Below are 12,562 nucleotides of genomic sequence, written 5' to 3' on the forward strand. Positions count from 1 at the left end.
ATATACAGTAACGATTGATGCACTTCAGCCGGATGAAAATTTTTAGAACTTCAGGCCCTTCAGCAGTGCTCCCAGTCCGGTGGTTGCTTCACCGGTCTCTTTGTACTCAAATTTCTCAACCGGCTCTTCCGGTTCACCCTCTGCGGTCAGTGCCTTCATGCTGAGGCTGATCTTACCGTCTTTGACGCCGGTGATCTTTACCGTCACGTTCTGGCCCTCTTTTAATACAACGCCCGGATGCTTGATACGCTGATTGCTGATCTGGGATACATGCAGGAGTCCGCTTAAACCATTTTCCAGATTTACGAATGCGCCGTAATCCTTTAAGCTGTCTACCGTACCATTCACAACAGAGCCAACCTCAACAGCGGCCAGCTTCTCAGCACGCTCAGCAGCCTTCTTCTCCTGAAGGACGGCTCTTGCGGAGAGAACCAGTCTCTTCTTCTCCATGTCAACGGTGATCGGAACTACCTCCAGATGCTGGCCGACCAGATCCTCCAGCTTCTCGATGTAATGATCTGCTGCCTGGGATGCAGGGATAAAGCCCTGGATATCATCAACATAGGCTACCAGACCGCCCTTAACTGCCTCTTTTACCTTTACCTTTAAAACGGTCTTGTCTTCCATCTGCTGTGCAAGCTCTGCCCACTTCTCAGCATCCGGACCTTCCTGATCCTGATATGCGTTATTGCGGCGTGCGTCATATTCCTTATAAGATGCTTCCAGCTCGCTGGCAAAATCTTCCATTGTTTCTTTTACTTCACTCATAATGTTTACTCCTTTTCCCGTTCCGGCATGGAACGATTCCATAATAATAACTTTACCATATTTCCTGCGAATTTGCTATAGATTTGCTATAGTTTTCTGGTTTTTGGCCGGAAAGCGTGTTATAATTCTATTAGTTTGTACACGATATTTTTATCAGGAGAAATGACTATGATCCACGATATTTTAGATCTTCATACCCATACGATCATGAGCGGTCACGCCTACAACACCATGCAGGAGATGATCCGTTCCGCTTCCGAAAAGGGAGTAAGGCTCCTTGGCATAACCGAGCATGCCCCCCGCATTCCCGGCGCCTGCCATCCGTTTTATTTCATCAATTTCAGGGTTGTTCCCCGGGAACAGTTCGGAGTAAAGCTGATGCTTGGCTGTGAGCTGAATATCATCGACTACAAAGGCAATGTCGACCTTGAGCCGCGCTATCTTGCCGGCTTAGACTATGCAGTTGCCAGCATCCATGAACCCTGCTATGACAGCGGGACCACAGCACAGAACACAGCTGCCTATCTCGGCGCCATGAAAAATCCGGCGGTCCAGATCATCGGTCATCCGGATGATGGCCGCTTCCCCATTGACTACGAAACCCTGGTCTGCGCCGCAAAAGAGCACCATGTGCTTCTGGAGGTCAATTCCAGCTCCCTGCACCCGGAATGCCATCGTTTAAATGCAAGAGAGAATTATATCACGATGCTGGAATTGTGCCGCAGGTACAAGGTGTCTGTCATTATGGACAGTGACGCGCACAGCGATGCCGACGTTGGAAATCACACCCGCGCACAGGCACTTTTTGATGAGATTGGCTTCCCGGAGGAGCTGGTCGTAAACACCTCCATTGAAAAAGCTGCGGAGTATATCCCGTATTTACGTAAAACACTCTATCTGGGAGGTCAGGCACATGATTAACTTTTTAAACCTGGAATATTTTCTGGTAGCCGCCGAGGAGCTGAACTTTACCAAGGCTGCCAAAAAGCTGTTCATTTCCCAGCAATCCTTAAGCAACCATATCTCTAATATGGAAAAAGAATTCGATGTCATCCTCTTCAACCGCACTACGCCCCTGACCCTGACCTATGCCGGTCAGGCACTAAAGGCTAAGGCCAGACAAATGCTGGAGCTGCGGGACGAGACCTACCGCGAGCTTTCCGATATCAAGGACTTCTCTGTGGGTCAGCTCACCCTGGGGCTTTCCCACACCAGAGGTCGCGTCATCCTGCCGGAAATCCTGCCGGTCTTTAAGGACCGCTTTCCGAATATCGACCTGAAGCTGGTGGAGGGCAATTCCTCCGAGCTGGCAAATGACCTGCTCCACGGAAATATTGACCTGATCATTGACATGCTTCCCTTTAAAGTAGAAAATGTCGAAACCGTACCAATCTGTGAAGAGGAAATCCTGCTGGCTGTTCCTGACATTGTGCTGGAGCATGCGTTCCCGGGCCGCTTAAAGGAGATAAAACAACAGCTTTCAGAACACACGGACTTAAAGCTTCTGGCCGGCTGCCCATTTCTTCTGATCAACAAGGGAAACCGCGTCCGTACTATCGCAGACGAAATGTTCGAAGAAGCACAGATCACGCCGAATATCGTGCTGGAAACCGAGAATATCCAGACGGTGCTGGCCCTGGCTGAAAAAGGCATGGGCATCACCTTCTATCCACGCATGTTCATCTCCGGACAGGCTGAGATCGAGGAACTGAAAAACGGACAGGGTCCGTTAAACTTCTATTCCCTGGATCATCCAAAGGCTCACGGCGTTCTGGCCATCGGTTACCACAAGGGTCATTATATGTCACAGGCTACCAAAGAATTCATACAAACGGCAAAGAAAATGATATAAAATTTTTATAGCAAATGCGGAGAAAAGGATTGACATCCTGCTCCGCATTTGCTATAATTCAATTATAGTAATTATTACTATTATTTATTGATGAAAAGGAGCTGCCATGAAGACATTAAAATACAGTCGTCAGAGGGAATCCATCAAAGCAAGTCTTATGAGCCGCAAGGATCATCCAACCGCAGACGCCGTATACGCAAGCATTCGCGAGGAGTTCCCAAACATCAGTCTCGGTACGGTTTACCGAAACTTAAACCTTCTTGTAGAACTGGGAGAGGCACAGAAGCTCGCCTTTGGAGATGGAAAGGACCACTTTGACGCAGATACCAGCCTGCATTACCACTTTGTATGCAGAAGCTGCGGTGCTGTCACAGACCTTCCCATGGAACCGCTTGCCGACATCGACCAGAAAGCACAGAGCTGTACCGCAGACCAGATTGAAGACCACACTGTCTTCTTTTTCGGACGCTGCGCGAACTGCTTTCAGAAGGAAGGCCATTAAGTATCACACAGGTTACACAGAGCATCACGGACAGATACCGGCAGGTCAGTACCGGTATCCGGGCCAAAACCATATCAAATATTCACATGTAAAGGAGAAAAGTCATGAAGAAATGGGTTTGTACAGTATGTGGTTATGTTTACGAGGGAGACGCTGCACCGGAATTCTGCCCGGTATGTAAGGCACCTGCTTCCAAGTTTAAAGAGCAGGAAGGCGAAATGGTATGGGCTGCAGAGCACGTTGTAGGCGTTGCTCAGGGCGTCAGCGAAGATATCCTGGCAGATTTAAGAGCAAACTTCGAGGGTGAGTGCTCCGAGGTAGGTATGTACCTGGCTATGGCAAGAGTTGCTCACAGAGAGGGCTATCCGGAGATCGGCCTTTACTGGGAGAAGGCAGCTTACGAAGAGGCTGAGCACGCTGCAAAGTTTGCAGAGCTGTTAGGTGAGGTTGTTACCGACTCCACCAAGAAGAACCTGGAGATGAGAGTTGCCGCAGAGCACGGTGCAACCGAGGGTAAATTTGACCTGGCTAAGCGCGCAAAAGCAGCAAATCTCGACGCAATCCATGATACCGTTCATGAAATGGCAAGAGACGAGGCAAGACACGGCAAGGCATTTGAGGGCCTGTTAAAGAGATACTTCGGTTAATTGCCTGATTTCCAAATAGCAATTAGACGGAACTAATAAAGGTCCGGAAGAGAATGAGACCGCCTTCCTCTATTTTCACATATCGTTGTTTGCTTGCTCTCACAACACGCGTTCGCCTGCATCGGACTACATCCGCTGCATTCGTACACGTGTGTTCAAGATGCAAACACCTGATATGCTGAAAATCCCGGAAAGCGGTCTCATTCACTTCCTGCTGTATTGACTCCACTACAAAAAAGTAACTGCAGCCCATATTAACTCTTCCATAAAAAGAAAACACAGCCAGAACGCTACTATCAGATAAAAGCCGGATTTACAGGCTTTCGTCAGCAACGTTCTGGCTGCGTTTATTATTATCGTAGAATAACCAATACAGTAGAAGGTTCGGTCAGACTATACAGAATAAGCAGATGCGTTGGAATTTTCTTGCATTGCATATCAAGAACGCGCCAGTGACGCGTTCGCAGATTCATGAGCGAGCATAGCGCCAGACCGGAGAGCATTGTCTGAGCGTGCAGAGCACGCGAGTTTTGCTCGCAGGTCTGGCAATAGGCGGCGGAGCGAATGAAGTACAAAATTTCACAGCATCTGCTTATTCTGTATGGTCTGACCGAACCTTCGGACTCTATTAGTTATTCTTTAAATTTTTATTCCCACAAGCTTCGCCACCTGCATTTCCATCCGGATCCCGGCAAACCAGAGCTTCGCGATCTGCTCCTGGAGCGGACTGATATGCAGATAGTGTCTCATGTAGTAAAGGGTGCTCTTCTCCCGCAGCCGCTGACGTTTCATGGCATCGGAGAAAGATTTGCTGATGGAAGTGGAATGTTCGTGATCATAGTGCTGGTTTAATAAAAGCACGCTGCGGTAACCGGCATTCTGAATCCGGCGGCCCAACACCTGCTCTTCCTCGTAGAGGAAGATTCCCTCATCATAGCCTCCAGCTTCCAGAAATTTTTCTGTATCCACCATCAGCATGGAACCGTGCACGGCACCCACATATACGGCACTCCGGCCTGCAAAACAGGAATCCGGGTAGTCAAACGTCTTTCCTAACAGGCGGCGGCTCACCGGACCCATGCTCAAAAGTTCCCGCATGAAGCTGCGCAGCGGCCAGCCGTTTTTCAGATTCGGAAACCGCGCGTCACGGATCCGGGTGGTCACGATTCCCACCTCCGGATGACGGGCAAAAACTGCCAGCATGGCTTTTAGGGACTGCTCCGAAAATACCACATCCGGATTCGCGATCAGAACATGGGTTGCACCCTGTTCCGCGCCGCAGCGGACACCGAGGTTGTTGCCAGAGCCGTAGCCGCCGTTGTGGTCGGCGGAAATCACACGGACTTTGCAGGATTGACTTGCATTTGCATCAAACTCCAGTTTTCTCAACCGCTCCAGGGAATCATCCGTGGAGGCATTGTCCACTACAATAATCTGGTGCAATACATCGTAATCCGCAATCTGCTTCACCAGTTTTTCGGTAGTTTCCGCATCGTTGTAATTCAGAATCACACAGCTCAGTTGCATACTCATGCTTCCTGCTCCTGTCCCACAGCCTGCTCACATTTCGGCTGCCGCATCTTCTCCGCCCTCGGGATTGTCATGCACATAGCCAGCGTCTGTAATACGGAGTTTTTATAGAAGTGATTGTAACGGATATTCTTCAGCCGCCCTGCTGCTGACTGGTACGGCAACGCCAGGAATGCCCGCAGCGTCATGCGCTGTACCTTGTCCATGTCCTTCCAGAACCGGCGGCCGAAAGCAATGCCCTGGTTTAACATCCGGCGGTAATTCTGTTCTACCTCTTTGCCGCGTCCCAGTCGTGCTTTCATTTCTCCAAAGCTGCCTGCATCCTTTGCGCCCAGCACATTATTTCCGTGCTGGCGGTATTTGGACAGTGCCCTCGGCATGAATTCGATGATACCAAAACAGGATGCGGTCAGGGCGATCCACCAGTCATGCATGCAGCAAACCTCCGGTGCCTTCGCGCAGCGCATAAGCAGCGCCCGGTTGATCATGGAGGCTCCGCCTGTCACCTGATTTTCCACCAGAAGCTCCGCAAAGCTGCTGCGGTCCGGGTCCTGATGGGTATACGCCGCAAAGCTGGGACTGATCTCATAAAGCTCTTCGTCCACCACTTCCATATCGGAATACAGCAGGATCGGGCATTGTCTGCCCAGTCCCTTTTCCAGCACCTTCATCCGGTGCAGCATCACGCTGACCTTATCATTCTCCCAGACATCATCCTGGTCACTGAACAGGATATATTCATTTTTCTCATCCTTCAGGGCTTCCTGCATCAGCCAGAAAAAGTTTCCTGCCGCACCACCTGGATGCTCTGTTCTGTGATGCAGAACCACCTGCTCCGGATACCATCCGGCATAATTTTCCAGCATTTCCCGGGTTCCGTCATCAGAGCCATCATCGGAGATCAGGATCTTTACCGGCACAGTCTGAGCCAGGATCGTGTCTAGCTGCTGCTCAAGATACTGCCTTCCCTGATACGTTGCCATCAAAACTGTTATCATGATTTCTTCCTCCGTTCCACCAGCTTCATGCCCAGCTTCCGGCTCACCATACGGCGTACCGGCGGGCAGATGGCCGTTGCATAATCCAGCATGTGGTATGCCAGCATATAGGTGCGTTTTCCGTGTTCCTTCTCGGCTCCCGCCCAAGGGGTCTTTGCCAGATACAGTTCATAAGCCCTGCGGTAATGATTCAGATTGCCGGCAATCCAGGGTCTCTCATCTCCCATATAGTGGATGATAGACGGATGCTTCTTTGCAATCTGCAGCTCCCGCGGTGTCACGGCCTTGTAGGTCTTTCCCAGATGCATCAGCTCCCGGTAGGAAAAATACCGGTAATTCGTAAAGAAGTTGTAACGCGGCATCAGGGTATGAATCTGTCCTTTCAGCGTACCGTTGATCACATCCTGATCACTGGCAAACAATTTTCCGCCCCTGCTCTTCCAGAACTCCAGAAGCTTTTTCTGGATCTCCTGCTCCCGCCACTGCTTCAGATCGACCAGAAGAACCCCTGAATTATAATAGGGATCCTCTTCCCCCAGATCAATGGATTCCTTCACTGTCTCATAAATCGTGGGTTCCATCACCGCCCCCACAATGCTTCCCTCCAGATTCTCTTTCCACAGATGTTTCAAAGACTGAAGCACCACCGTATCGCAGTCCAGGTATAACACCCGCTCCACGGTTTCCGGCAGCATATCCCCCATAAAGAGACGCAGCATGATACTGATGTCAAAGCCGCCTGTGTCCACTTCATAGCCTATGCGCTCCCGCAGATCATCCAGGTTTAAAAAAAACAGTCTTCGCCCAAAATACTCTGCGATTTCCCGAAGCCTCTCCTGATTTTCCTCCGAAAGCCCCAGGGTCAGCACATAGACAGCAATCTCCGCAAAATCCCGGTTCTTATCCAGCAGAGAATAGAGGGATGTTCCCAGATGCCTGGCATATCCGTCATTCGAGGCGTAAACCACATTCATACATTCCCGGTTCATACTATTCCCCCATGCATTCCGCCGTGCGCTTCAGCGCAGATGCGATCACCTTATCCATGTCATAATACTTATACTCTGCCAGCCGACCGCCAAAAATCACGTGATTCTCATTCTCAGCCAATGCCGCATACTGCTGGTACAGCGCCTGGTTCTTTTCATCGTTCACCGGATAATAAGCTTCCATGCCCTCTTTCCAGTCGGCCGGGTACTCTCTGGTGATAACGGTCTTCGGCTGGGTACCAAACTCAAAATGCTTGTGTTCGATCACACGGGTATACGGAGTTTCCCGATCTGTATAGTTAACCACAGCCACACCCTGATGATTCTCCTCCTCCAGTACCTCGGACTCAAATCGCAGGCTGCGATACTCCAGCTTGCCAAACTGATACTGATAATAGGCATCAATGGTTCCCGTGTATACCACAGTCTCACCCAGCGCATCATAATGTTCCCTGTGCTCCAGATAATCCACGCCAGTTTCAATGTCACAGCCTTCAAACAGCTTGTCAATGATCACATTATAGCCACCGATCGGGATGCCCTGGTACAGATCGTTAAAATAATTATTGTCATAGGTAAAACGTACCGGGAGCCTGCGGATGATAAATGCCGGAAGATCTTTACAGTCACGTCCCCACTGCTTCTCGGTGTAGCCCTTTACCAGCTTCTGGTAGATATCGGTTCCTACCAGACTGATGGCCTGCTCCTCCAGGTTTCCCGGCTCACCGGTCACTGCTTTCTTCTGCTCCTCTATGATCGCCTTTGCCTCTGCCGGAGTGCTGATGCCCCACATCTTGCTGAAGGTATTCATATTAAACGGCATATTGTACATCTCGCCCTTGTAATTGGCTACCGGGCTGTTGGTGTAGCGGTTGAATTCAGCCAGATTATTTACATAATCCCACACCTGACGGTCGCTGGTATGGAAGATGTGTGCTCCGTAACGATGCACATGAATCCCCTCTACATCCTCGCAATACACATTTCCGCCGATATGATCGCGTTTTTCCACAACCAGACAGGTTTTTCCACGTTTCTTTGCCTCGTACGCCCAGACACCTGCATAAAGTCCGCTTCCAACCAGTACATAATCATATTTCTTCATAACTCTCGTCCACCTTGTCTTTCTTCTAGTCTGACCGGTTTCCGCTTCTGCCGGACAAATCTCCGATTTCTTCAGAACCGTCTGTTTTCTCTGATTTCTACTATACTATAGCTTTGCCAAAAAGTAAATTTCAGGGGGCACTAATTTCATGGACACCACAACGTTTTACTGCTATAATTGTTAGGAGTTCCTGCCGCTTTCGCAGGAAAACCAACGATTCCGGGAAAAATCCCGAAGCAACAAACAAAAATGTGATAACCAACTACGAAAGGTGGAAAAATATATGTGGTTAGCAGATGGCTGGAAAGATTATCAGGTCATTGACTGTTCAAAAGGAGAAAAACTGGAAAGATGGGGCGAATACCTTTTAGTGCGCCCGGACCCACAGGTCATCTGGGATACCCCAAAGACCCACAGAGGCTGGAAGCACATGAACGGACACTATCATCGCAGTGCCAAAGGCGGCGGCGAATGGGAATTCTTTGATCTTCCAGAGCAGTGGACCATCGGCTATAAAGGCCTTACCTTCAACTTAAAGCCATTCAGCTTCAAGCACACCGGACTGTTCCCGGAGCAGGCTGCCAACTGGGACTGGTTCGGTGACAAGATCCGCAATGCAGGACGTCCGGTTAAGGTACTGAATCTGTTCGCCTACACCGGCGGAGCAACCCTGGCCGCTGCCAGGGCAGGCGCTTCCGTGACTCATGTAGATGCCTCCAAGGGCATGGTCGGCTGGGCAAAAGAGAATGCCGCATCCTCCGGCTTAAGTGACGCACCCATCCGCTGGCTGGTAGATGACTGTGTAAAATTTGTAGAACGCGAGATCCGCCGCGGCAACCATTACGATGCCATCATCATGGATCCTCCATCCTACGGACGCGGTCCGAAAGGCGAGATCTGGAAAATCGAGGACGCGATCCATCCGCTGGTAAAGCTGTGCGCACAGCTCTTATCCGATGACCCGCTCTTCTTCCTCATCAACTCCTACACCACCGGCCTGGCTCCGGCAGTCCTCACCTACATGATGAGCACCGAGATCGTTCCGAAATTCGGAGGCCACGTAGATGCCCAGGAAATCGGGCTTCCGGTCACCGAAACCGGTCTGGTGCTGCCATGCGGCGCATCCGGACGGTGGGAGAAATAAATTACAATTTCAGAATACGATTCGCACCGTGGTTCCTTCGCCCAGTGCGCTCTTAAGCTCCACCTTCGCCTTATGGTAAATGGCTCCATGCTTTACAATGGAGAGTCCCAGACCGGTTCCTCCGATCTGGCGGGAGTGGCTTTTGTCTACCCGGTAGAAGCGCTCAAAAATACGGGCCTGGTCGTCCACCGGAATACCGATGCCGTCATCCTCTACAGTCAGCACCGGATGTTCTTTGGCCATAGACACATTAACCTCCACTTCACCAAACGGTTTGTTATACTTAATGGCATTGTCACAAAGATTGTAGATCATTTCATCGAGGATCTGCGGATTGCCGTTTACTACCGTCGGCTTTCCGGTAAGCATCAGAGTGATCTGATTTTTCTTTGCTACATCCTGCAGGCGTTTTATCACATTCGATGCGATCATATGCAGATCCACCGGCTGCTTTTCCAGCTGGGCTTTTTCTTCGTCAAGCTGGGACAGGCGGATAATATCACCCACCAGGGTAATGAGGCGCTGCGCCTCCTGATAGATCTTGCCCGAGAAACGGCCCATATCGGACGGCTGAACCAGCCCGTTCATCATGATCTCGGCATATCCGGAAATTGAGGTGAGCGGAGTTTTCAGCTCGTGTGAGACGTTGGCGGTAAATTCCCGGCGAAGCTCTTCCCGGCTCTGCTGCTCGGTGACATCGAGGATGACGACCACCGCACCGCTTCTTTCCTCTGACTCTGCAACCGGATTGGCAATGATCTGATAATGGCGGTTACCCACATCCAGCATCTGCTCGCAGTGGGAACCCTTTAAGGCGCCGTCTACCACCTGTCGGAATTTCTCAGATCGGTTGAGGCTGATGATATTGATATTGGCCTTGTGATCCTCTGTCTGCTCCACCGGAATTCCCAGCAGCCTCGTGGCACTCTTATTGTAGGACATGACATCGCCTCTGCTGTTCACAACAAGAAAGCCCTCCTGCATGTTTTCCGTGATCGCAGAGAATTCCTCCTGCTTTTCCCGTAGGATCTGCATTTGCCCGCGGATGGTTTCTTTCTGCTTTTCCAGGCGGCGTACCAGCGGAGCCAGCTCATCGTAAACCTCACCGGCCTGCAGATTGTCCGGATCCATCTTGTTGATCGGTGCTATGATCCGCTTTGTCTGAAGCTCCACCAGGATCAGCACACCAAACACAATGAGAATACCCATGGCGATCATGACCGGAACGGTATGAAAGACCGTGGCCAGTGCGCTTTTTGTGGTACTTGCTACCCGGATCACACTTCCATCGCTCAAGCGGGCTGCGTAATAATAGGTCTGCTCCGCAAGGGTTCTGGATGTGCGGACGCTCTGTCCCCGGCCGTTTTTGAATGCCGCAGCGATCTCCGGCCGGTCTTTATGATTTTCAAGGCTTTCACTGTCTGCAAAGCTGTCATAGAGCACCGTACCGTCCTGAGCGACCCAGGTGATCCGGTTCTCACTGTTACCGTCTCCGCGGCTCTTTAAGTGTGCCAGGTAATCTTCTCCGGACACCTCCATGGCAGATTCTAGATAACGGACCTCCGTCATAACGGAATGACGCATCTGGGTCTGCAGATCCTGGCATAACAGGAGCGCTGTGATCAGTGCAGATACAACCATGGTCAAAAGCGCTACCAGACACAGATTCCAGTAGATTTTTCTTTTGATTTTCATGTTTCATCCTCCAGCTTATAGCCGACTCCGCGGATGGTCTCAATGCAGCGGCTGGCCTCGCCAATCTTCTGTCGTAATGTCCGGATATGGACATCCACCGTGCGGGTTTCTCCGTCAAAATCATAACCCCATATTTTGGATAACAGCTGATCTCTGGTTAAGACCATGCCCTTGTTTTCAATCAGATAACAAAGCAGTTCAAATTCCTTGAAGGTGAGATTGACGATCTGACCGTCAACCATGACCACGTGCCGGTTTAAATCCACATGGATGGCGCCGGCCTCACAGCTGTCCGCCCGTTTTTCCGGCTCGGTCCGGCGCAGAAGCGCACGTACTCTGGATACCAGCTCCATCATGCCAAATGGCTTTGGTATATAGTCATCGGCACCGCTGTCCAGCCCTACCACCTTATCATATTCGGTTCCCTTTGCAGTCAGCATGATGACCGGAAGGCGCCTGGTCGGACCATTATCCCGAAGCTTTTTCAGGATGGTCAGGCCGTCCTCGTCGGGCAGCATAATATCCAGAAGCACCAGGGATGGATATTCCTGCTTCATGGCATTCCAGAAATCCTTTGCGCAGGGAAAGCCCTTTGCCGTAAGTCCTGTGGTCTGCAAAGTGTAGATTACCAGTTCCCGGATACTTTCATCGTCTTCAACCAGATAGATCATTTCTGTTCTCCTTCTATTCCAGATGGGTTCCCGTGATGGAATATTCCACCCACTCTGCAATATTCGTTGCATGATCTCCGATCCGCTCAAAGTACTTGGCGATCATCAGCATGTCAATGCAGAATTCACCCTGTTTTTCATCAATATTTCCGGAACCCAGCATGCCGATCAGTTCCTGTTTTACCTTTCCGAAAAGCTCATCGACCACATCGTCATACTGAACCACTTCTTTTGCGATGTTCAGATCACGCTTTACATAGGAATCGATGCTCTGGGTCACCATGCGCATGGTAGCGTCTGCCATATCACGGATATGAAGACGGCTCTTTGCCTCGCGGTCATCCACAAAGCCGCAGATCTCGGCAATATCCGATGCCTGGTCGCCGATTCGTTCCATATCAGAGATCATTTTCAGAGCTGAGGAAACCTGGCGCAGATCCTTGGCCACTGGCTGCTGCTGCAAAAGCAGCCGCATGCAGAGATTCTCGATATCGCGCTCCTTCTGGTCGATCTCATGATCGACTTTGTAGACCTCTTCCGCAAAATCCCCCTCTCCCATCAGGGTACGGGATGCATAGGAAATGGCATCCTCACAAAGAGCACCCATACGGATCAACTCAACATTCAAAAGCTCTAACTGTTCATCAAATCGATTGCGCAT

13 protein-coding genes are annotated in these 12,562 nt (G+C 50.5%); 5 read left to right on the top strand and 8 right to left on the bottom strand.

What is annotated here, in order from left to right:
- Positions 1–42: 42 nt before the first annotated feature.
- Positions 43–768 carry a S1 RNA-binding domain-containing protein gene (locus DW819_RS06465; RefSeq protein ID WP_243025648.1) on the bottom strand — a complete coding sequence of 242 codons (726 nt, stop codon included), beginning with the start codon at positions 766–768 and terminating at the stop codon, positions 43–45.
- Positions 769–936: 168 nt separating this feature from the next.
- On the opposite strand from DW819_RS06465, the gene DW819_RS06470 reads away from it, so the two are divergent.
- From DW819_RS06470 to DW819_RS06485, 4 genes are all read left to right on the top strand, one after another.
- Positions 937–1,689: a phosphatase gene (locus DW819_RS06470; RefSeq protein WP_347560180.1), complete on the top strand. Its 753-nt coding sequence runs from the start codon at positions 937–939 to the stop codon at positions 1,687–1,689.
- Entirely contained in the window at positions 1,682–2,620 is a 939-nt protein-coding gene (locus DW819_RS06475; RefSeq protein ID WP_118732593.1) for a LysR family transcriptional regulator, read from the top strand. The genes DW819_RS06470 and DW819_RS06475 overlap by 8 nt, the downstream gene beginning before the upstream one ends.
- A 106-nt stretch (positions 2,621–2,726) precedes the next feature.
- Positions 2,727–3,122, top strand: coding sequence for a transcriptional repressor (locus tag DW819_RS06480; RefSeq protein WP_118732594.1), 396 nt, complete (start codon positions 2,727–2,729; stop codon positions 3,120–3,122).
- 104 nt (positions 3,123–3,226) lie between these two features.
- Positions 3,227–3,769 carry an NADH peroxidase gene (locus tag DW819_RS06485; protein ID WP_118732595.1) on the top strand — a complete coding sequence of 181 codons (543 nt, stop codon included), beginning with the start codon at positions 3,227–3,229 and terminating at the stop codon, positions 3,767–3,769.
- Positions 3,770–4,408: 639 nt separating this feature from the next.
- Here the strand turns inward: DW819_RS06485 and DW819_RS06490 are convergent.
- The 4 genes from DW819_RS06490 to glf are packed head-to-tail and all read right to left on the bottom strand — an operon-like array spanning position 4,409 to position 8,391.
- Entirely contained in the window at positions 4,409–5,302 is an 894-nt protein-coding gene (locus DW819_RS06490; protein WP_118732596.1) for a glycosyltransferase family 2 protein, read from the bottom strand.
- Complete coding sequence (locus DW819_RS06495) at positions 5,299–6,297, bottom strand: glycosyltransferase family 2 protein (protein WP_118732597.1); 999 nt, start codon at positions 6,295–6,297, stop codon at positions 5,299–5,301. Before DW819_RS06495 ends, DW819_RS06490 begins: the two co-directional genes overlap by 4 nt.
- Positions 6,294–7,286 carry a glycosyltransferase family 8 protein gene (locus DW819_RS06500; protein WP_243025650.1) on the bottom strand — a complete coding sequence of 331 codons (993 nt, stop codon included), beginning with the start codon at positions 7,284–7,286 and terminating at the stop codon, positions 6,294–6,296. The genes DW819_RS06495 and DW819_RS06500 overlap by 4 nt, the downstream gene beginning before the upstream one ends.
- A gap of 1 nt (position 7,287) precedes the next feature.
- Positions 7,288–8,391: a UDP-galactopyranose mutase gene (gene glf, locus DW819_RS06505; RefSeq protein ID WP_118732598.1), complete on the bottom strand. Its 1,104-nt coding sequence runs from the start codon at positions 8,389–8,391 to the stop codon at positions 7,288–7,290.
- Positions 8,392–8,674: 283 nt separating this feature from the next.
- On the opposite strand from glf, the gene DW819_RS06510 reads away from it, so the two are divergent.
- Complete coding sequence (locus tag DW819_RS06510; RefSeq protein WP_118732599.1) at positions 8,675–9,535, top strand: class I SAM-dependent methyltransferase; 861 nt, start codon at positions 8,675–8,677, stop codon at positions 9,533–9,535.
- 9 nt (positions 9,536–9,544) lie between these two features.
- Here DW819_RS06510 and DW819_RS06515 read toward each other — a convergent pair whose 3' ends face one another.
- Genes DW819_RS06515 through phoU form a run of 3 tightly spaced genes read right to left on the bottom strand, consistent with a single transcriptional unit; the run spans position 9,545 to position 12,562 of the window.
- The gene (locus tag DW819_RS06515) at positions 9,545–11,230 is read right to left on the bottom strand and encodes an ATP-binding protein (RefSeq protein WP_243025652.1); all 1,686 of its coding nucleotides are present in this window, start codon (positions 11,228–11,230) and stop codon (positions 9,545–9,547) included.
- Entirely contained in the window at positions 11,227–11,901 is a 675-nt protein-coding gene (locus DW819_RS06520) for a response regulator transcription factor (RefSeq protein ID WP_118732600.1), read from the bottom strand. The genes DW819_RS06515 and DW819_RS06520 overlap by 4 nt, the downstream gene beginning before the upstream one ends.
- Before the next feature lie 13 nt (positions 11,902–11,914).
- A complete protein-coding gene (gene phoU, locus DW819_RS06525; protein WP_118531462.1) occupies positions 11,915–12,562 on the bottom strand; it encodes a phosphate signaling complex protein PhoU in 648 nt (215 codons plus the stop codon).

Origin of the sequence: Clostridium sp. AM33-3 (genome assembly GCF_003480315.1) — a bacterium.
In the GTDB taxonomy this organism is placed as follows: domain Bacteria; phylum Bacillota; class Clostridia; order Lachnospirales; family Lachnospiraceae; genus Brotaphodocola.